The sequence below is a fragment of the Erythrobacter sp. S259 genome (assembly GCF_057364965.1).
Genome location: NZ_CP200286.1, coordinates 3042721 through 3061524, shown reverse-complemented (window position 1 = coordinate 3061524; position 18804 = coordinate 3042721). Strand labels below are relative to the sequence as shown.

At 57.4% G+C, this 18804-nt stretch carries 19 protein-coding genes, 1 tRNA gene and 1 pseudogene; 15 read left to right on the top strand and 6 right to left on the bottom strand.

From position 1 onward, the window contains the following. Positions 1-298 precede the first annotated feature (298 nt). Positions 299-1336: a diacylglycerol/lipid kinase family protein gene (locus tag AC0V60_RS14620; protein ID WP_486179161.1), complete on the top strand. Its 1038-nt coding sequence runs from the start codon at positions 299-301 to the stop codon at positions 1334-1336. Positions 1337-1356: 20 nt separating this feature from the next. Further along, on the top strand, positions 1357-2265 hold the full coding sequence (locus AC0V60_RS14615; RefSeq protein WP_486179160.1) for a hypothetical protein: 909 nt from the start codon (positions 1357-1359) through the stop codon (positions 2263-2265). 27 nt (positions 2266-2292) lie between these two features. Here AC0V60_RS14615 and AC0V60_RS14610 read toward each other — a convergent pair whose 3' ends face one another. Further along, positions 2293-2820, bottom strand: a complete 528-nt coding sequence (locus tag AC0V60_RS14610; protein ID WP_486179159.1) for a DUF2141 domain-containing protein — start codon at positions 2818-2820, stop codon at positions 2293-2295. A 299-nt stretch (positions 2821-3119) separates the two neighbouring features. Between AC0V60_RS14610 and rpe the strand changes: the two genes are divergently transcribed. From rpe to AC0V60_RS14570, 8 genes are all read left to right on the top strand, one after another. Further along, the gene (gene rpe, locus AC0V60_RS14605; protein WP_486179158.1) at positions 3120-3782 is read left to right on the top strand and encodes a ribulose-phosphate 3-epimerase; all 663 of its coding nucleotides are present in this window, start codon (positions 3120-3122) and stop codon (positions 3780-3782) included. Beyond that, the gene (locus AC0V60_RS14600; protein ID WP_486179157.1) at positions 3782-5731 is read left to right on the top strand and encodes a heparinase II/III family protein; all 1950 of its coding nucleotides are present in this window, start codon (positions 3782-3784) and stop codon (positions 5729-5731) included. The genes rpe and AC0V60_RS14600 overlap by 1 nt, the downstream gene beginning before the upstream one ends. A gap of 7 nt (positions 5732-5738) precedes the next feature. Further along, positions 5739-7361 carry a bifunctional phosphoribosylaminoimidazolecarboxamide formyltransferase/IMP cyclohydrolase gene (purH, locus tag AC0V60_RS14595; protein WP_486179156.1) on the top strand — a complete coding sequence of 541 codons (1623 nt, stop codon included), beginning with the start codon at positions 5739-5741 and terminating at the stop codon, positions 7359-7361. 339 nt (positions 7362-7700) lie between these two features. Further along, positions 7701-7931 carry a hypothetical protein gene (locus tag AC0V60_RS14590; protein ID WP_486179155.1) on the top strand — a complete coding sequence of 77 codons (231 nt, stop codon included), beginning with the start codon at positions 7701-7703 and terminating at the stop codon, positions 7929-7931. After that, on the top strand, positions 7928-8620 hold the full coding sequence (gene msrA / locus AC0V60_RS14585; RefSeq protein ID WP_486179154.1) for a peptide-methionine (S)-S-oxide reductase MsrA: 693 nt from the start codon (positions 7928-7930) through the stop codon (positions 8618-8620). Before AC0V60_RS14590 ends, msrA begins: the two co-directional genes overlap by 4 nt. Before the next feature lie 56 nt (positions 8621-8676). Beyond that, positions 8677-9150, top strand: a complete 474-nt coding sequence (locus tag AC0V60_RS14580) for a Fur family transcriptional regulator (RefSeq protein ID WP_486179153.1) — start codon at positions 8677-8679, stop codon at positions 9148-9150. Between the two features lie 116 nt (positions 9151-9266). Then, entirely contained in the window at positions 9267-11192 is a 1926-nt protein-coding gene (dxs, locus tag AC0V60_RS14575) for a 1-deoxy-D-xylulose-5-phosphate synthase (protein ID WP_486179152.1), read from the top strand. Positions 11193-11481: 289 nt separating this feature from the next. Beyond that, positions 11482-11607: a hypothetical protein gene (locus tag AC0V60_RS14570; protein ID WP_486179151.1), complete on the top strand. Its 126-nt coding sequence runs from the start codon at positions 11482-11484 to the stop codon at positions 11605-11607. Here AC0V60_RS14570 and AC0V60_RS14565 read toward each other — a convergent pair. Further along, positions 11604-12641, bottom strand: coding sequence for an MlaA family lipoprotein (locus AC0V60_RS14565; protein WP_486179150.1), 1038 nt, complete (start codon positions 12639-12641; stop codon positions 11604-11606). The two genes, AC0V60_RS14570 and AC0V60_RS14565, sit on opposite strands and share 4 nt — an antisense overlap. Before the next feature lie 195 nt (positions 12642-12836). Between AC0V60_RS14565 and AC0V60_RS14560 the strand changes: the two genes are divergently transcribed. Continuing rightward, a complete protein-coding gene (locus AC0V60_RS14560; RefSeq protein WP_486179149.1) occupies positions 12837-13634 on the top strand; it encodes a crotonase/enoyl-CoA hydratase family protein in 798 nt (265 codons plus the stop codon). Positions 13635-13639: 5 nt separating this feature from the next. On the opposite strand, the gene AC0V60_RS14555 is transcribed toward AC0V60_RS14560, so the two are convergent. Then, on the bottom strand, positions 13640-14314 hold the full coding sequence (locus tag AC0V60_RS14555) for an NnrU family protein (RefSeq protein ID WP_486179148.1): 675 nt from the start codon (positions 14312-14314) through the stop codon (positions 13640-13642). A 33-nt stretch (positions 14315-14347) separates the two neighbouring features. Then, the gene (locus AC0V60_RS14550; protein ID WP_486179147.1) at positions 14348-14797 is read right to left on the bottom strand and encodes a PaaI family thioesterase; all 450 of its coding nucleotides are present in this window, start codon (positions 14795-14797) and stop codon (positions 14348-14350) included. Between the two features lie 79 nt (positions 14798-14876). On the opposite strand from AC0V60_RS14550, the gene AC0V60_RS14545 reads away from it, so the two are divergent. After that, complete coding sequence (locus AC0V60_RS14545) at positions 14877-15230, top strand: winged helix-turn-helix transcriptional regulator (RefSeq protein WP_486179146.1); 354 nt, start codon at positions 14877-14879, stop codon at positions 15228-15230. A gap of 13 nt (positions 15231-15243) precedes the next feature. Here the strand turns inward: AC0V60_RS14545 and AC0V60_RS14540 are convergent, their stop codons facing one another. Together AC0V60_RS14540 and AC0V60_RS14535 are read right to left on the bottom strand one after the other, a co-directional pair. Further along, on the bottom strand, positions 15244-15573 hold the full coding sequence (locus AC0V60_RS14540; RefSeq protein ID WP_486179145.1) for an FKBP-type peptidyl-prolyl cis-trans isomerase: 330 nt from the start codon (positions 15571-15573) through the stop codon (positions 15244-15246). A 280-nt stretch (positions 15574-15853) separates the two neighbouring features. Continuing rightward, positions 15854-17509, bottom strand: a complete 1656-nt coding sequence (locus AC0V60_RS14535) for a peptide MFS transporter (protein WP_486179144.1) — start codon at positions 17507-17509, stop codon at positions 15854-15856. A gap of 249 nt (positions 17510-17758) precedes the next feature. On the opposite strand from AC0V60_RS14535, the gene AC0V60_RS14530 reads away from it, so the two are divergent. From AC0V60_RS14530 to AC0V60_RS14520, 3 genes and pseudogenes are all read left to right on the top strand, one after another. Then, positions 17759-18097 carry a GntR family transcriptional regulator gene (locus tag AC0V60_RS14530; protein WP_486179143.1) on the top strand — a complete coding sequence of 113 codons (339 nt, stop codon included), beginning with the start codon at positions 17759-17761 and terminating at the stop codon, positions 18095-18097. A 218-nt stretch (positions 18098-18315) separates the two neighbouring features. Continuing rightward, a pseudogene (locus AC0V60_RS14525) lies at positions 18316-18598 on the top strand (integration host factor subunit beta). A 90-nt stretch (positions 18599-18688) separates the two neighbouring features. Further along, a tRNA-Leu gene (locus AC0V60_RS14520) sits at positions 18689-18774 on the top strand. Positions 18775-18804: the final 30 nt, after the last annotated feature.

Sequence of the window (18804 nt, the reverse complement as noted above, 5' to 3'; positions counted from 1 at the left end):
CAATTTTACAGCATTTGAGCAGGTTTGGGCCCCGATCAGGGGAAAGCTATTATAATCAGCGCTTAATTTGGAGCAGAAGCGCCTTGTATGGTGAGCGTTCACACGAAAGGGTTCACACCGCTGATAATATTGCGGGCAATTGAGCTGGGTCCTTCGAAGATCGTTCAGGCCCGACCCGAACGCATGGGCAGAGCGTGCAGATTGCCAGCGCGTCCTTGAGGTAACGCTTGGCTGACAATGTCCCTCTGCCCGCGATGCAACGGTGGTATTCTCCCGTGCAACTAACTATAGGACCGTCATGGCTTCACGCATCCATCAATTTTCCGCGCTCCCCCAAGGGACCGAGCCCGCTCAGGATCGAGCGGAAGGCGGCAGTTCGCCCGCTGAGAGTGGAGCGCCCCGGGTAGGGGTGATCTACAATCCGCGCAGCCACGGCAACAAGGGCGCTGATTTTGACTGCGGAATGTCGCCTCAGGTTTTCATTGCAAAACCCGGGGAGCGCTCGCAGCTTCCAGAAGCGTTAGCCGAATTTGCTTCACAAGGCGTCGACTTGCTCGTCATCAATGGCGGTGATGGGACCGTGCGCGACGTGCTGACCAGCGGCGCTCCAATTTTTGGTGACACATGGCCGACCTTGGCAGTGCTTCCCAAGGGCAAAACGAATGCACTGACGGTGGACCTTGGTGTTCCAAAGGGTTGGACCTTGCAAGAAGCGATTGATGCTTACGACGGCGGCACCCGCGTGCGCCGGCGTCCAGTTGAGATCACCCCTATTGGCGGTAGCCCAGCGGCGCGTGTGCTCGGATTCATCCTTGGAGCGGGCGCGTTTACGACAGCCACGACGGCGGGGCAAAGCGCTCACAAAATAGGGGCGTTCAATTCGATGGCTGTGGCTGTCGCCACCGCAATGGGCGTGATGCAGTGGCTTTTTGCTTCGCGCCAAAACGCTTGGCGCAAAGGGTCGAAGATGGCAATCGGGCTAGGCGTCAAAGATGTTCCAATGGAGCATTCTGGGATTGGTGATACCCAGCGCAGGCAATTGCTCTTTGCATCGACCCTTGAAAAAATGCCTGCGGGCGTCCGACCGTTCGGCAAAATTCGCGAGGGGCTGAAGCTGGCGATAACCGATCAAATTTCGCGCGGTTCAGCTTTTACATTGCTCCGGATAATTCGCGGCCAGACACCTGAAGGCATTCGCGAAAAAGGATTTCATCAAATCAGCACGACCCAGTTCTCTTTGCGGATCGAGGATTCCTTTATTCTCGATGGCGAGGCGTTTCCTCCCGGCGAATATCGTATCGGACAGGGCCCTGAGCTGGAATTCGTCGCGCCTTAGCGCGGGTATTTAAGCCTGCAATGGCGAGCAGCTCTACCAATTTAGAAGCGCGCGTCGAAGAGAGCCTTGACGCCTTTGTTAATCCAGCCGTGCAGCGCTTCGCTGAAGCACTTGCTGATGAGGCAGGTGCAGCCGCTGTTCTATTTTACGGGTCAAACCTTCGCACGGGCTCGCTTGAAGGTGTGCTCGATTTTTACGTCCTTTTGCCCGGCGAGCAGCGCGAGCGCATTTGGCCGCGTGTGAGCTATCAAGAACGAACACAGCCAGATGGTAGCGTGCTGCGCGCAAAGATTGCGACGATGGCGCTTTCGGCATTTGCAAAGGCTGCGTCAGGAGAACTGTTGGACACGACAATTTGGGCGCGCTTCGTGCAACCCTCTGCACTTGTTTGGCAGGTGGGTGCAGATGCGAAAGAGCAGGTCGTCCGGGCAATTGGATCGGCCGCTCAAACAGCAGCGCGGCTCGCCGTTACCCTCGGCCCTCCCAGCGGAAGCGCCGAAGACTATTGGCGCGCGCTTTTCCGGGCCACCTACAAAGCTGAGTTTCGGGTGGAAAAAGCAGGGCGCGAGAACGATATCCTCAGCGTCAACGAAGAGCATTTTGCGGGGCTTTTGCCGCTTGCTCTTAAGGCGGGCGGTATCCCCTTCACATTGCAAGGCAGCCGGCTAACACCAAGCCTCACAGCTCGCGAACGCGCGCGCACCCTTAGCTGGTGGAAACGGCGGCAACGCATGGGAAAGCCCTTGAACTTCACGCGGCTGATCAAAGCGAGCACCACGTTTGAGGGGGCGGCGCGCTATGCTGCGTGGAAGATTGAGCGGCACACCGGTATGCCGGTGGAGGTGACACCGAGGCGAGAGAAATACCCGCTATTGGCCGCGCCAAGTGTGCTTTGGGCGCTCAGGAAACACCGCAAATCGCGCAAATAATTTTCGGTCAGGCCTGAGGCCCAAATGCTAGGTGAAATACTTCATCGTCATAGCGATGGATTTAACTCCGCGGCCCACTGAAAACCGGGTTTTGTCGACACCGGGCTTGCCCAAATTGAAAATATTGATCGACGGGTTATTGGACATCGCGCCGCCATCGGTTCGAATATCCGTTTTGCCGTTACCGTTGAGGTCATGGCGCACAGCCACAGCATAATTTCCGCTTTTAGGCACTGGCAGGCAAATCGTCATTCGTCCGCGCCGTGCTGGAAGTTCAACCCGGTTGAGCCATTTGCCGCTTTCAAGCCACTCACGGCTCGTCGCGTTATAAACCTGCGCCCTAACCTTGCCGCTGGCCGTTTTGACCCCGGTGATAGTCACTCGGATTGCAGGCCCGCCGCCCGGCGCGCATGAGCGCATATTGTTCGCAACCACATTCCGGTAATCGCTTGGCCCCGAACTTTGCGCAGCGGCCGGTGCCGCCGGAAGAGCAGCCCCAATGCCGGCCAGTAAAGCAGCGCTGGCAAGTGCTGCGATGCTCTTGAATTTCGTCATCAAATCAAACCCTTTATCTCAGCTCTTCGCTGAACCATACGCCCTTTATCGGCAGATACACGCTCGGTGCAGGCCAAAAGCGAGAGCGCTTGTTGTGGCTTCTTAATGGCATAGGTGTGCTGAATTACGGCTGAATTGGCCAATTTACGAGAGTTTGCGGGCCAAGCGCCTCCACAAAAGGGCGGGGAAAAGCATGCCGCGCGCTGTTGCTGCCCGATTCGCACGCGGAGTAAGGCCAATCTTAACCATTTGACGCACGCTCAGGCAATTTCCTGGTGTGATCTTTGAGAGCATGACCCATGTCAGCACCGCTTATTTCGCCCAGTATTCTTTCCGCTGACTTTGCCGAATTGGGCGAGGAAGTGCGGCGCATCGACAAAGCTGGCGCAGATTGGGTGCATATTGACGTGATGGACGGGCATTACGTCCCTAATATTACAATCGGCCCTGATGTGGTGAAAGCGCTTAGGCCGCATACGGATAAAATCTTCGACGTCCATTTGATGATTGCGCCGGTTGACCCCTACCTTGAGGCATTTGCTGAGGCGGGTGCAGATATTATCACAGTTCACCCCGAAGCAGGGCCCCATGTGCACCGCACGCTTCAAGCTATTCGCAAGCTTGGCAAGAAAGCCGGCGTGGTGCTTAATCCGGGCACCCCTGTCGAAGTGCTCGACAATCTGATGGACCTTGTTGATCTCGTCCTGGTGATGAGCGTCAACCCCGGCTTTGGCGGGCAGAGTTTCATCCATTCACAGCTTGAGAAGGTCGCCCGCATTCGCTCTATGATCGAAGCAACCGGGCGCGGCATTCATTTGGAAGTTGATGGCGGTGTGAACGCGGACACCGCCAAACTGTGCGTCCAGGCGGGCGCCGATGTTCTGGTCGCAGGTTCTGCCACATTCAAAGGCGGGCCAGACCAATATGCGGCTAATATAAGGGCGCTTAAGGGGGATAATTGATGGAGACGCTTTTCGGCGAACCCAAACAGGCGAGCCTGACCGAATTTGATGTTGCAGGTGGCCGTTCATCAGATGAAGAACCAGTGCTCAAGCTGGGGCAAAGCGATGAGCCCTTGCGCGAGGAAGCAGCGGAGGCTCTTGCCGAGCCATCCCCGGACACGCGCACGGCTTTTCCCGCTGAACCAATCGACACTTCGCGTGCGCTTGCATTAAGCGATGTGATTGCACCGCGAGCAAAGCCCGGTGAAGCGTTGATCCGCATGGCATATCGCATAGGTATTCCAGGCCACACCCTCGCCGCCCCTTTCAGCAAAGCGCCTGCAAAACGTCTCTTGGCAACCGTGGAAAGCCCTATCGCTGGCAACAGGGCCGCCGGTATCGCGCTTCGAGCGGGCCATTTTCATGTGCACGGCGTCAAGCAGCCCATTGGCACACTCGATTTCACCGCAGGGACAAGGCTCGCTCCGGGGCTGGAGCGCACCGTGCATTCCTTTTCTTGGCTTGCAGACCTTGCGGCCAGTGCGCCGCAAACCGACGCCGCTAGCATTGCGGAGCGAATTGCGCGGGGCTGGCTCGATGCACATGAAAAGCGTTCCAAGGCATCGGTGAGAAGCGCTGCATGGGATGTTGAGAATGCAGGGCTTCGTTTGCTGGCATGGCTGACCCATGCACCCTTGCTGCTTGGCGGGGAACTGAGGCCGCGCCTTCTTGATGCGATTGAGGACACCGCCCACTGGCTTGACCGCAAGGCACTGCGCAGCGGGGCCGGATTTGGTCAGGTGGCTGGCTGGGCAGGCGTCACCGCAACTGGACTGCTGCTTCCCGAAGGCCGCCCGCGCAGGCTTTATGGCGAAGCTGGGCTTATCAAAGCGCTGGGCGAACTGGTTGCTGAAGACGGCGGCGGTCTTGGGCGCTGCCCTCGCGCACAGATGGATGCGATTGGTGCGCTCACCGATCTGGTCGCCTGCTATGGCGCGGTGGAACGTGATCCGCCAGAGGCGCTGCTCGTCATGCGCGAGCTTCTCGTCCCGCCGCTCTTGGCGCTGCGCCATGGGGACGGCGGACTTGGGAATTGGCAGGGGCAAGGCGCGATTTCGGCGGATGAGGTTTCAGCCCTTATCGCCGCGAGCGGTGTACGAACACGGCCACTGAACGAGCCTAAGCACTGGGGATACCAGCGTATCCGCGCCGCCCAAACATCGGTCCAATTCGACGCCGGACCTCCACCGCGCGCGCGCCATACAAGGTGCGGCTGTGCATCGACGCTCTCTTTTGAAATGTCGGACGGGGCATCGCGCGTTATCGTCAATTGCGGCGGGGCAGCGTTTGCAGGAGGGTTGGTCCCAGCGCACATTGGCAAGCCGCTGCGTGCCAGCGCGGCGCATTCGACGCTTGTGCTGGATGACGCCAATTCGACCGCCGTTTTGCTTCACGGCAAGCTTGGCCGGGGCGCAGAGACGGTTGAGGTTGAACGCCGCACAATCGGGCGCGGGGTCGGCTCACAGCGGCGCGAGGCAACACGGGTTGAGGCAAGCCACGACGGCTATGCCACCCGCTTTGGTCTTATTCACGAGCGCATTCTAACCATTGCCAATGACGGCAATGAAATCGCCGGCGAAGACATTCTTGTGCCAGCCTCACGCAAGGGCAAGCGCGGCAAGGTTGGTTTTGCGATCCGTTTCCACCTTGGCAAAGGGGTCGAGGCGCATCTTACCGAAGACGGCATGGGCGCAAGCCTTCTCACCCCGGATGGCAAGCTATGGCAATTGCGCCTTCGCAGCGAGGCACTTGCGGGTTCTGAGGGAGGTGAGGAAGTCAAACTCACCTGTGACGACAGCCTGTGGGTGGATGGCGGCGGGTGCCCTCACGCAACGCAGCAATTGGTGATAGAGGGCCTAGCCTCCAGAAGTGGCGGCCAGTTTTCTTGGCTCCTTAAGAAAATGGGATAGACCAAAAATGGCATCTACAAAGATCAAACGGGCGCTTCTTTCGGTGTCCGACAAAAGCGGCTTGGCAGAACTGGGCAAGGCACTGGCCGCGCGCGGCGTTGAGCTGGTGAGCACCGGCGGCACAGCGCGCACATTGCGCGAGGCTGGCTTTGAGGTGAAGGATGTCTCTGACCTTACTGGGTTTCCAGAGATGATGGATGGCCGGGTCAAAACCCTGCACCCAAGCGTTCATGGCGGTCTGCTCGCACTTCGCGATAATGATGATCACGTCGCTTCGATGAAAGAGCACGATATCGGCGCAATAGACCTGGTCGTGGTCAACCTCTATCCCTTTGAGGCGACTGTTGCGAAGGGTGCTGAGCGCCAAGAGATAATCGAGAACATCGACATTGGCGGGCCTTCAATGGTGCGCTCTGCGGCGAAGAACCACGGGTTTGTGACTATCATGACGGACGCAGCCGATTATGCCGAGCTGCTTGAGGAATTGGACGCGCATGACGGCGCGACTTCGGACGCCTTTCGCATACGCATGGCTGGCAAGGCCTATGCCCGCACCGCCGCTTATGATGCAGCGATTGCCAATTGGTTTGCCTTTGGCGATGCCTTTACCAATCCGCTGGGGCCAGAGGCACTGAAGGCCACACCTTTCACCGACACCATGCCGCTGGCGTTCAAGCGTTCGGACACGCTGCGCTACGGCGAAAACCCGCATCAATCCGCCGCGATCTATGTGCCGCAAGTGACGGGCACGAACGGCGTACCTCAGGCGGAGCAATTGCAGGGCAAAGCGCTCAGCTACAACAATCTCAACGATGCCGATGCAGCCCTTGAGCTCGCAGCAGAATTTGATGGCGGCGATCCGGCGGTTGTTATCGTCAAGCACGCGAACCCCTGCGGCGTGGCGCAAGGAACGAGCTTGCTCGCGGCATGGAACGGCGCGCTGCAGTGCGACAGCGTGTCCGCCTTTGGCGGTATCGTCGCGGTAAATACCGAGCTTGATGGCGCGACGGCAGAGGCGATTGCCAGCATCTTCACCGAAGTTGTGATTGCTCCGAAAGTAAGCGCGGAGGCGCGCGAAATCTTCGCTAAGAAGAAGAACCTGCGCCTGCTTGAATGCGGCGCATTGCCAGACCCGCGCCGCGGCGGCTTCTTTATGAAAACGATAGCGGGCGGCATGCTCATCCAAGGCCGCGACAATGGCGCGGTGACGATGGATGACCTTAAGGTTGTGACCAAGCGCGAGCCAACCGAACAAGAACTCAAAGACTGCCTCTTCGCTTGGACGGTTGCTCGTCATGTAAAGTCAAACGCGATTGTTTATGCCAAAGACGGGATCACCGCTGGCATCGGTGCTGGCCAAATGAACCGCCGCGATTCCGCGCGGATTGCGGCGAGCAAGGCGGCAGAGGCAGCACAGACTTACGAGTGGGGAACACCGCGCACCAAAGGCAGCGCGGTGGCCTCAGACGCATTCTTCCCCTTCGCGGACGGTCTGATTTCAGCCGCCGAGGCAGGCGCGAGCGCTGTCATCCAGCCGGGCGGATCAATCCGCGATGACGAGGTGATTGCCGCTGCCGATGAAGCAGGCCTAGCCATGGTCTTTACCGGAATGCGGCACTTCAGGCACTAGTTTGTTTCAGGCACACCCATGCGGGCGTGCGTCCTCGCTAGACGTCCTCCGCTACGCTGCGGACCCGCCGCGGGCGGGCAGGCGCCCTTGCGACGCCTTCGGCGTCGTTCTGGCTCTGCATCGTGGTGAAGTCGCAGAGCACGGGTTCGCTAGAAACTGCAAGGCCGCCCGCGCCTGCTGGCGCTCTGAAACGAAGCGAAGGGATTGGCCTCAAGGACAAAGGCGCGGATGCAGCTTTGAAAAGAAAAACGTAACCAAATCCTACCCGGCTTCGTAATTTTATACAGAGCCTTCGTTCATTTCGGCGCAAGCGAGGCGCTCTTAAGGGAGAAATCCCTTATGCGCTTTTGCTTGGGCAAATGCCCTGATGAGACGATTATGAACCTGTTTACGCCTGACCTTTTCCGCAACTTTGCTCTCGGCTTTGTCGTGGGCGGCATGGTCATTAGTGTGTCGACTTTCGGCCTATTGGAAAGCACGCTTGATGCACCGGTAAACGCTGCCGTGCCGCTTGAAGCGCCGCAGCCAAGCGATGAATTTATGATCGCCCCATTGGAGAATGAAGCGTGAAGCGCGTTAGTATTCTTGCCATTTCCGCTTTTGCAGCGAGCGCGTTTAGTGTGGCTGTCCCAGCGTCTCCTGCGCTTGCGTTAGAAAAGCCAGTGAATGCGCCTGCACCAAAACGTATTGCGCGTGAGGGCGCTGGGCTCAAAACCGCGATCTTTGCTGGCGGCTGTTTTTGGGGCGTTGAGGCCGTATTTAGCCATGTCAAAGGCGTTAAATCGGCAGTTTCCGGCTATCATGGCGGTTCGGCTGGAACGGCGAAATACAACCGTGTTATCACTGGCAGCACCGCGCACGCTGAAGCTGTGCAGATCACCTATGACCCTTATGTGGTTCGCTATGACGAACTCTTGCGCATCTTCTTTTCGGTTGTCGCGGACCCCACGCTCAAAAATCGCCAAGGTCCGGATGTCGGCGCCCACTATCGCACAGCTCTCGTCCCAACGAGCGCTGAACAGCGCGCCGTGGCTCAAGCCTATTTGGCGCAGATGGAAGCCTCGAACGTCTGGCGCCGCCCCATCGTCACTAAGGTGGAGAGCAAACGCACCTTTTACCGCGCCGAAACCTATCACCAAGATTTCATGGCGAAGAACCCGGGGCATGGTTATATCCGGCGCTGGGACGCACCCAAGGTAGACGCGCTCAAGATCATGTTCCGGCGTGACTTCAAAAAGGCATTTCTGCGTGACAACTGATAATGCCTATGTGATCCCATCTGGCGCTTCGCCTGATCAGCTCTTATGTGGAGGCTATGGCCTGCACCAACACCCACGATCACACTCATGACCATAGCGATCCTGAACAACTGAAATCCGCTGCGAAGACTGCTTTTGAGGCGTCTGGCGAGCAGTGGACCCAGATGCGCGAGGCTGTGTTTCTGGAACTGGCGCGCCATGATGGGCCGACGTCCGCTTACCAGATTGCAGATGACCTCTCGCAAGCGCGCGGGAAGCGGGTTGCCCCTAACAGCATTTACCGCATCCTGGATCTATTCGTAGAAAAGAACCTGGCGGTGAAGATCGAAAGCGCGAACGCTTTTCTGTTCAATTCTCATCCGGGCGAAGAGCACGACTGCGTCTTTCTCGTTTGTGACGCCTGCGGCTCTGCCTCGCATGTCGATAGCGAGGAGGTTGGGCAATCCCTGCGATCCATCGCCGCCTCGCAGAATTTCCGCCCTGACCGGCCTGTTTTGGAAATTCGCGGTATTTGCGCCGCATGCGTTTGACAATTGGGCTAGACGCGTATGTCCGTTTAGCCGAATTGTCACCGCGCGGCGGCAGCAAATCGCTTTTCAAGAACCGATAGATCGACAGACGCGAAATTGCACTGTAACATCGCCTTATGAATCAGCCACTGCAAACACCCCTGCTCGATACGGTTCCGACGCCTGACGAACTTCGCCAGCTTCAGCCTGAGCAACTGCGCCAATTGTCCGATGAATTGCGCGCTGAGATGATTGATGCCGTCAGTGTTTCTGGCGGGCACCTTGGCTCCGGGCTCGGCGTGGTCGAGCTGACTGTTGCTATCCATTATGTGTTCAATACGCCTGACGACCGGCTGATCTGGGACGTGGGACACCAGTGCTATCCGCATAAAATCCTCACCGGCAGGCGTGACCGGATCCGGACCATTCGTCAGGGCGGCGGGCTGTCTGGTTTCACCAAGCGTGCAGAGAGTGAGTACGATCCTTTCGGCGCGGCGCATTCATCGACCTCTATTTCGGCAGCGCTTGGGTTTGCTGTGGCGAACAAGCTCAATGATCAGCCTGGACGCGGTATCGCAGTGATCGGTGACGGCGCAATGAGCGCGGGCATGGCCTATGAGGCAATGAATAACGCAGCGCAGGCGGGCAATCGTCTCGTCGTGATCCTCAATGACAATGACATGTCGATTGCGCCTCCTGTTGGCGGCCTCTCGGCCTACCTTGCGCGCATGGTGTCGTCGAGCGAGTACCTTGGCCTTCGCAGCCTCGCCTCGCGCGCGGTCAAGAAGATGAGCCGCCGCATGCACGAAGGCTTGCGCAAAGCCGAGGAATATTCGCGCGGCATGGTAACGGGCGGGACTCTGTTTGAAGAGCTTGGCTTTTACTATGTCGGCCCGATAGATGGGCACAATCTCGACCACCTCGTACCAGTGCTTGAGAATGTGCGCGACACCTCCGAAGGTCCTGTGCTCATCCACGTCGTGACAGAGAAGGGTAAGGGGTACAAACCGGCTGAGGATTCAGCGGACAAATATCACGGCGTGCCCAAGTTTGATGTAGTTACCGGAGAAAAGCAAAAAGGTTCAGCGGGCCCTCCTGCATATCAGAACGTCTTTGGCGATACGTTGGCCGATCTTGCTGACAAAGACAGCCGCATCTGCGCAATCACCGCCGCCATGCCGTCTGGCACAGGGGTTGACCGTTTTTCAAAGCGTCATCCCGCACGCAGTTTTGACGTCGGCATTGCGGAACAGCACGGCGTAACCTTCGCAGCCGGTCTTGCCGCACAGGGTATGCGGCCTTTTGCGGCGATCTATTCGACCTTCTTGCAGCGCGCCTATGACCAGGTGGTCCACGATGTTGCGATCCAAAATTTGCCGGTTCGCTTTGCGATTGACCGTGCCGGGCTCGTCGGCGCGGATGGGTGCACGCACGCAGGGTCGTTCGACATTACCTATCTTGCAACCTTGCCCAATATGGTGGTTATGGCCGCAGCCGATGAGGCTGAGCTCGCCCATATGACCTACACCGCAGCAGAATATGACGATGGCCCGATTGCCTTTCGTTATCCGCGTGGAAGCGGCATTGGTGTTCCGGTCCCTGAGACGCCAGAGAAGCTTGAAATCGGCAAGGGCCGCGTTGTGCGTGAGGGCACAAAGGTTGCGATACTATCGCTCGGCGCGCGTTTGGAAGAAGCAAAGAAAGCCGCCGATCAGCTGGAGGCCAAAGGCCTTTCAACCACGGTCGCCGATATGCGCTTTGCCAAACCTCTCGATGAAGACCTTATCGCGCGGCTGATGCGCGAGCATGAAGTAGTGGTGACTGTGGAAGAGGGCGCTATCGGCGGCCTTGGTGCACACGTTCTGACTTTCGCGTCAGACGAAGGCCTCACTGACAACGGCCTCAAAATCCGCACACTGCGTTTGCCCGATGTCTATCAGGATCAGGATTCGCCCGACAAGCAATATGATCAAGCCGGTCTCAACGCCCCGAACATCGTAGAAACAGTGCTGAAAGCGCTTAAGCATAATTCGGCAAACGTCGAGGAAGAAGCGCGGGCCTAACGCTTTTGGTCTATGGGCGAGTTGCTTAGGCCGCGTGGACAAATTCAACCCGGTCACGGTTTGAGCCAAAATTTGTACTCACAAGGAACGATTGCGAAGGACGTGCACCGCACTTTCGAGCATGAGTGACGCTGTGAGGGCAAATTTTGGCCGAACCCCTTCGGGGCAAGTCAGTGAGTTTTTATAGGCGTCAGCGCAGCCCCGTCTTGACTATTTTGGACGGGAGCTTTCCTTACATCCCGGCGATGATCTCGCCCAGGATCTGCCTATAGCTGAAGAAGACTGGAGCATGGATTGGCCGCTTGAATGGGCCCAGAAGCAAGGGTTCCACGAGAGCAACTGCCCCGATTGGCCAGAAGACTGGCCCATTACGGTTCGCAACTTCGCCAAATGGCTCGATATGGCTCCGGTTTAACGGGTGGTCGGAACGGTAATCGTCACAGCTTCCGCGTCCACTTCCTCATCTTCCACCATCGCAGGCGCATCGCTGGGCTCAACCGCAGGTTCGTCGCTCTCTTCGCCTAACTCTTCGCCAAGCTCCTCATCATCGAGATCCAGCTCCCCGTCCACTTCGCGCACAATATTAGGCTTAGGCGGAACTGGGTCGCCGCGCAGCAGCGCAATGTCGCGCTCGCGGGTCCACAAATAGCTGTCGCGGCGGGCGGCGTAGGGGTCAACCATATCGTCGATCCGTTGAAGCTCATCATCCACCTCAAGCCGCGCGTCGAGCGAGCTGATGATGAAGAAGGGAATTGTATACTCCGGTGTATTGAAAGGCTTACCCACAAGCACAGGCAGCGGCAGCTGATTGAAGCCATTGCCGATCAGATCGCGGACAGTCGTTGCACCGGTCACTGGCAGGTAGAGATAAGCCCCCGGCTTGATCCCATAGAACCCCAAAGTGTTGGCAAAACCATTGCGCCGATAGGGAAGACCGATGCCGGGTTTGCCCGCGATATCAATCAAACCGCCTAGCCCGAAGGTTGAGTTGATCGTAAAGCGGCCAAGGGTTTCGAAAGCCTTGCCAATCTTACCTTGCAGCAGAAAGTTGATGAAATTGGTGGGCTCGCTCAAATTGCGAACCACATTGCCCAAACCATCACGCAATGGTCTCGGCAGACCGTCACGGTACGCATAGGCAACAGGCTCGAGGAACGCCTCATCAAGATCCTGAGTGATCCGGTAGCTAGTCTCGTTAAAGGCAGCGGCCGGATCGCGCTCACTGGGGCCATATTCGCCCTCAACCACGATTTCGCGGCCATCGCCCTCTTCATCGCTTCCATCGCCAACGCTGTCACTGGCCGGAGCATCGCCTTCTTGGCGCGGGCTTTCTTGTTCTTGAGATGAAGCAAGCGACCATCTTAGCTTAAGCATGTCTTGCGCAGGCGTCTCCCACGGCTGTACCACATGCGCAGAGGTGGCTGCTTCAACTTGAGCGGACGCAGCCATTTCTAAAGCGGTATTAACTGGTGCGGGGCCTATCAAAAGCGGGCTTGTCAGCATAAGAAGTGAGGCGCTTGGCAATCGGGTTACTCCATGTTTGCGCAGCATAGCTAGCACAGTTGCAGCCAATTCCCATGGCTTGCTTGCACTTGCTATGACTTAGGACGCGCAAAGAACAGATAAAAGGTCGGAAAATTTCCTATGGCTCTTCTCAATATTGCGCGCGATGGCGCGGTGACAACTCTGACCATTGACCGGGCAGAAACGATGAACCCCTTGGGTGCGCCGGGCGATGGGGACGAGTTTCAACAAGTCTGCAATGAGATCAACCGCGATATGAGTGTCTCTTGCGTTATCCTCACAGGCGCTGGCCGGGCGTTTTCCGCTGGCGGTGATGTGAAGGCAATGCGGGACAGGACAGGCACTTTCGGCGGCAGCACGCCAGCGATTTCAGATGGCTATCGCAACAATATCCATATGATGCTGCGTGCGCTCTATTCGATCCGCGTGCCCGTTATTGCGGCGGTCAACGGGCCAGCGATCGGCCTTGGCTGCGATGTAGCGTGTCTTGCCGATATTCGTATCGCGAGCGACAAGGCGAAATTTGGTGTGACCTTCCTCAAGCTTGGGATCATTCCGGGCGATGGCGGCACTTGGATATTGCCCCGCGTGATCGGGATGAGCCGCGCTTCAGATCTGTTCTACACCGGAGATGTCATCACCGCTGAAACCGCGCGTGAATGGGGACTGGTCAGCTCAGTTGTTCCGCATGACACCCTGCTCGAAGAAGCGCGTGCCAAGGCTGAGAAAATCGCAGCCATGCCGCCTCATTCCTTGCGTCAATCTAAGATGCTGCTGCGCCAGGGGCAGCAGGTGAATTATGATACAGCTCTTGAAATGGCTGCGAACACGCAGGCCATGATGCACACAACCAAGGACCATGCAGAAGGGGTCGCCGCGCTTATTGAAAAGCGTACCGGAAATTTTACAGGCGAATGAGCTTTTTAGAACCAGCGCCAAATCCCGGCTGGGATGCCGCCGATGGGCATGTGCAGCCAAGTAAAGAACACGAGGAAGATGAGGCCCACCGCCCATGGCAGCGCGCCTGCTTTGGCAAAGCCGGATAAGCGCGGCCAATAGCTCGTCTTGGCCTCCCATTCGGCCCAAGCCTCCCCCATTAGGGCGCGCTTTTTCGTATCCTGCAGCCGCGCGCCCACCAGAGCGAGAATGCCCATCGCCGTGGCGGTGATAGTGGTGCGCAGGCTCCAATGAAGGACAATATGCGCCGCAGCCCAGAGCGCAAAGCTCCACATCATAGGGTGCCGGGTGATAACAAAGACGCCTCTCGGCTCAGCGCGTGCATCTTTGCTAGCCGTGGGTGTCGGCAATGCCGGGTTGCCGATAAACGAGCCTGCCAAAAGAACCATCGCTGGCAGGCTGATCACAGTGGCAATAGCCCAGCCGGTTTCTCCGGTTCCCGATAAATCAGCAACCGGGGAGGCAACAAAGGCGAAATACACCCCGGCAAAGGCCGCAAGGCTCACCAGCGAATAGACCGCTTGAAAGAGCGTCGCGCCCAGCAGCTTTACCAAAGGGGCACGCAAGGGGTGCGACATCGCGAAATGCGTGCCCACAAAAACGATATTCGCGATAATCAATGCGATGAGCGCCGGTGTCATGAGAGAAAATCTAACATCGCTCTGGCGCGGTGCCTAGGCTTGCTGCGAAATCCCAGTGGGAATGATAGTTGCTTGCGCCGCCGCGACAAGCACCGGCTCTTCTCCATGAGTTTCAGCAAACACATCGGCGCGCACCACAGCTTGGCGCTTACCCGCTTTGATAACCTCGCCTTTTGCGCGCAAACGCTCACCTTTTGCCGGACGCAGAAAGTTGATTGCATAACCGCCTGTGACAACATCGCCGAGCAAAGACGCTCCTGCCCAAGCGCATGCATTGTCAGCCATAAGGCCCACAATACCGCCATGGGCAAAGCCGTGGTGCTGAGTCATATCAGGGCGCAGTTTGAGGGACAGTTCGCTTATGCCGTCCCACACTACGACTGGCTCTACCTCAAGCCAGTTTGAAAAGCCGGAACGCGCAACAGCTATGCGCTTCATATATTCGATCGAGGCTTCTGGACTGTCGAACCGCGAATTGGGCATGGGGCCCTCCCTTTAAGTCTGTAATACAGACTTTATGCCCCTTGCCAGACACCGTGGCAAGTCTGCTATACAGACCAAAATGAAGTCGTATCAGCCCTCTCGCTCGCCGTGCCCAATAGGCCGCGCTGCCCGCATCCTTGGGGATCGCTGGGTCTTATTGATCCTGCGCGAGATCTACCTTGGAGCAGAACGGTTCGAGGATTTTATCGAGCCTCTGCAAATCAACCGAGCAGCGCTCACATCCCGGCTGAAGATGATGCAGGAGGCGGGGCTTTTGACCCGCGATCCGCCAGCGGGAAAGCGCGCCAAATATGTCATGACTGAGAAAGCAAGCGCGCTGTTGCCGCTCTACCGCGAGATGGCAATTTGGGGCGGGGAGCACCTTTTTGAAGAAGGCGAACAAAGCGCCCTGTGGCCCGCGCTGCAAAATTGACTGAGCTTTAGGTTTATCGCCCTTTAATCTCTAGCAATTCCACTTTGAACACCAGCGTTGCCCCGCCCGGAATTGAACCGCGTCCGCGCGGACCGTAGGCAAGGCTTGAGGGCGCGGCCAATTCTATCGTCTCACCCACCCGCATCTGCGGGATGGCCATGCCCCAAGCCGGGATAAGACCCGTCAATGGGAACGTTGCCGGCTCCCCTCGGTCATATGAGCTATCAAAGCTCTCACCATCAATGAAAGTGCCCGCATAGTGCACCGTCACCGTATCGGTTGGATCAGGGCTCGCTCCGGTCCCGCGATATTCGAGATAGCGCCACCGCAATCCCCCTTCCATCGTGTACCATCCATCGCTCGCCTGAAGTCCGGCAAGATAGGCGGCCTGCGCATTGTGATAAGCACGCTCATCGCGCTCACCCTTGGTCGAGGGCCCTTGAACTGAACCGGCGTTTTCGCTCTGTTGTGCCGATGCGGCTGTGCCAAGGGCGAAAGCCGCCGCCAGTGCTGCGATGAGGGGGCTGCGCGGCGGACGTGTGTGCGTGGAGAGTTCATCTGTTCACTCGTTTTGAAAAGGAGGGGCAAGAACACAATCGTTCCTGCCCCTTCCTCGTGAGAAATTACGCTGTTTGAGCAGCTGCGGAAGAAGCGTCCTGAGCGCTCGGCCCTGCCTCATCATCGGTCAGCTTATCAAGATGCATCAGCTTTTTAACCAGCGGGCTGACGAAACAGACCAGGATGCCGACGCCTGTCGCGACAAGCCCCATGGCCCAGTAAATTTCAAGCGCTGCATCGCGGGTCATCTCGCCGCCTTCACCTTGCCCCATTAGAGCGCCCATGGCGCCTGCGACAAAGTTGCCGCCCGCAGTGCCGAAGAAGAAGGCTGCCATCATAAGGCTGGCCATGTGCTTCACCGACAAACGGTTGATCGCAGACAGTCCAACCGGGCTGAGACAAAGCTCACCTGTGGTTGAAAGCAGATAGAAGATGAAGATGAAGACCACCGGCGTCAAAAGAACGCCTGCGTCATTGGCATTGCTGAAGTTTTCAGCGCCCCAGACGGTGACGATGAACGCCAGACCCATTTGAGCGATCCCCAGCCCCATCTTTGCAGGGGTCGAGGGTTCAATGCCGGTGCGCGCCATCCACTGCCAAGCCATCGCAAACAGCGGGCCCAAGAGCACGATGTAGATTGCATTGATCGATTGGAAGAAAGTGGTCGGCACCCCGCCGCGCTCAACATAGCGATCAGTAAACAGGTTCATCGAACCGCCAGCCTGTTCGAACAGGCCCCAGAACAAGGGCATGAGCAGGATGAAGAAGATCATCGCATAGACCCTCTCGCGCGCCTCCTTGTCGAGCTTGAAACTCTCATAAAGCACATACCCAAGCAGCGCGATGCCCGAGACCAGCAGAATGCCGCCGACAAGATGCTGGTACTGGATCAGGAACCAGATCACCGCAACCCCTGCAAGGCCAACACCATAAAGCAGCCATTCGAAATTGAAGCCTGCCACCTTCTGTTTGAGCTTTTCTGGCGCAGGCGACTCGCCGTTCCCTTTAAGAAGCGATTTGCCAAGGATGAACACCACAAGGCCCAGCAGCATACCAAATCCGGCAAGGCCAAACCCAAGCGCCCAGCTCACTGTCTCACCAAGGTAGGCGGCAATCAGAACACCGGTGGCCGCACCAAGATTAATTCCGACATAAAAGATCGTGTAGGCCCCATCGCGGCGTGTGTCTGTGCGCGAATACAATTGCCCCACAAGCACCGAAATGTTGGCTTTCAAGAAACCCGACCCCACAATGATAAGCGCAAGGGCGAGCCAAAAGATATTGAGCGTTCCATCGTTCTGATAGCCAGAACCATCACCCTCAAACGCCATAAAGAAATGGCCAAGGGTGAGGAGGATCGCACCAAATGCCACCGCTTTACGCTGACCCAGATACCGGTCAGCCAGCCAGCCGCCAAGCACAGGGGTGATGTACACAAGGCTGGTGTAAGCGCCATAAATGAGGTTCGCGCTGCCATCTGAGTAAAGCCAATGCTTGACCAGATAGAGGATCAGCAAAGCCCGCATGCCGTAATAGGAGAAACGCTCCCACATCTCGGCAAAGAAAAGCATGTAGAGGCCTTTGGGGTGGCCCATCACTTCTTCTTGATCCCGAGTGAGCGCCATAGCGCCTGCTACCAGAAATCCTGCCAGCACAACGGCGGCGATTAACGCTGCCCAGTCGGCGTAATTCCACAAGGCAATATCTTTCAGTTCGCCCATTTGCGTTCCCGATCCCTCTTGAATGTTTTGGCCCGCTTCCCCGCAAGCTTTAATACGCGCCGCACACTAGCGGGCAATTTGCCTGTGTGAAGCTTTTGTTTCGCGGCAGGCCAACAATATTGCTCTGTTTGCGCGCCTGTCGATGCGCTGCTGCGACACCCCCGCACAATGTGTGCGCAGCTTGACGCGCATGGGTGTATTATGGCACTGAGGCACCTAGAGAGACCCATAAGAAGCAGAACCACGAAAATGGCCCAGGCCCGCCCCGTTTATCTCAAATTGCGCGATCAAATCGCAGCTGGCATCATCCAGGGCGATTATGAAGAGGGCACAATGCTGCCCTCGGTGCGCACCCTGGCGGCGGAAGAGGGAGCCAACCCCCTCACTGTCGCCAAAGCGTATCAGCAATTTCAAAACGATGGCCTCGTCGAAGTTCGGCGCGGTGTCGGCATGTATGTCGTAAAAGGCGCCGCTCAGGTTTTGCGCAAACGCGAAAGAGAGCAATTCCTCGCAGAGGAATGGCCCGAAATCCGCAGCCGCATGGCGCGTCTCGGAATATCGCCTGAAGAGTTGGCCGAGCAAAGCTGAGCGGGCTCAAGAAAGCCCACTTTTGCAGCTATGTCCGTTTTGGGGCAATTTTTGGTGCTGGTTAATGCCTTCAATCCTTGCAGTTTATTGATGTGTCTGGCAGAAGATGGACGTGTTCTGGTTCGTCGGGTCTGAATCAGGGTAAGAATTACGACTTGTTAAAGTTGCTGCGCAAATAGTGCACGGGCAGGTGCAGAACCTACCGCTCGGAGGACATGATGATACGATCCGAACTTCTCAACGAACTACACAAAGACAACCCTGAGTTGCGTGCCGATGAGATCGAGCAAGTGGTCGACGTTTTCTTCGATGAGATCACACAGCGCCTTGCCGAGGGCGGGCGTGTGGAACTCAGAGGCTTTGGTGCCTTTTCAACCCGCGAACGCGAAGCCCGAGTGGGCCGCAACCCGCGCACTGGCGAGATCTGTCAGCGTCCCGGCGAAACGGGTTCCCTATTTCAAGGCCGGTAAGGAAATCAAAAATCGTCTCAACGACGACTAGATTTCCTGCTCGCTTCTCAGTTGCCCTTCCAGCGATGTCTGCTATCGCGCCTGCCAGCACCTCTGGGCTCCAGAACCAGATGAAGGCTATGCGGGTGTGGCGGAATGGTAGACGCCGGGGACTTAAAATCCCCTGATCTTTTGATCGTGCGGGTTCGAGTCCCGCCACCCGCACCATTCAACGCGCGCTAAACGGTTGCGGCTATC

What these genes read in the sequence shown, in the direction of transcription:
- purH (WP_486179156.1), top strand. Translation starts at nt 5,739, where the DNA reads ATGGCATCTACAAAGATCAAACGGGCGCTTCTTTCGGTGTCCGACAAA.
- rpe (WP_486179158.1), top strand. Translation starts at nt 3,120, where the DNA reads ATGTCAGCACCGCTTATTTCGCCCAGTATTCTTTCCGCTGACTTTGCC.
- AC0V60_RS14530 (WP_486179143.1), top strand. Translation starts at nt 17,759, where the DNA reads ATGGCCCAGGCCCGCCCCGTTTATCTCAAATTGCGCGATCAAATCGCA.
- AC0V60_RS14565 (WP_486179150.1), bottom strand. Translation starts at nt 12,641, where the DNA reads ATGGCTGCGTCCGCTCAAGTTGAAGCAGCCACCTCTGCGCATGTGGTA.
- AC0V60_RS14610 (WP_486179159.1), bottom strand. Translation starts at nt 2,820, where the DNA reads ATGACGAAATTCAAGAGCATCGCAGCACTTGCCAGCGCTGCTTTACTG.
- AC0V60_RS14540 (WP_486179145.1), bottom strand. Translation starts at nt 15,573, where the DNA reads ATGGAAGGGGGATTGCGGTGGCGCTATCTCGAATATCGCGGGACCGGA.
- AC0V60_RS14535 (WP_486179144.1), bottom strand. Translation starts at nt 17,509, where the DNA reads ATGGGCGAACTGAAAGATATTGCCTTGTGGAATTACGCCGACTGGGCA.
- AC0V60_RS14560 (WP_486179149.1), top strand. Translation starts at nt 12,837, where the DNA reads ATGGCTCTTCTCAATATTGCGCGCGATGGCGCGGTGACAACTCTGACC.
- AC0V60_RS14550 (WP_486179147.1), bottom strand. Translation starts at nt 14,797, where the DNA reads ATGCCCAATTCGCGGTTCGACAGTCCAGAAGCCTCGATCGAATATATG.
- AC0V60_RS14615 (WP_486179160.1), top strand. Translation starts at nt 1,357, where the DNA reads ATGGCGAGCAGCTCTACCAATTTAGAAGCGCGCGTCGAAGAGAGCCTT.
- dxs (WP_486179152.1), top strand. Translation starts at nt 9,267, where the DNA reads ATGAATCAGCCACTGCAAACACCCCTGCTCGATACGGTTCCGACGCCT.
- AC0V60_RS14620 (WP_486179161.1), top strand. Translation starts at nt 299, where the DNA reads ATGGCTTCACGCATCCATCAATTTTCCGCGCTCCCCCAAGGGACCGAG.
- AC0V60_RS14545 (WP_486179146.1), top strand. Translation starts at nt 14,877, where the DNA reads ATGAAGTCGTATCAGCCCTCTCGCTCGCCGTGCCCAATAGGCCGCGCT.
- AC0V60_RS14580 (WP_486179153.1), top strand. Translation starts at nt 8,677, where the DNA reads ATGGCCTGCACCAACACCCACGATCACACTCATGACCATAGCGATCCT.
- AC0V60_RS14590 (WP_486179155.1), top strand. Translation starts at nt 7,701, where the DNA reads ATGCGCTTTTGCTTGGGCAAATGCCCTGATGAGACGATTATGAACCTG.
- AC0V60_RS14600 (WP_486179157.1), top strand. Translation starts at nt 3,782, where the DNA reads ATGGAGACGCTTTTCGGCGAACCCAAACAGGCGAGCCTGACCGAATTT.
- AC0V60_RS14570 (WP_486179151.1), top strand. Translation starts at nt 11,482, where the DNA reads ATGGATTGGCCGCTTGAATGGGCCCAGAAGCAAGGGTTCCACGAGAGC.
- AC0V60_RS14555 (WP_486179148.1), bottom strand. Translation starts at nt 14,314, where the DNA reads ATGACACCGGCGCTCATCGCATTGATTATCGCGAATATCGTTTTTGTG.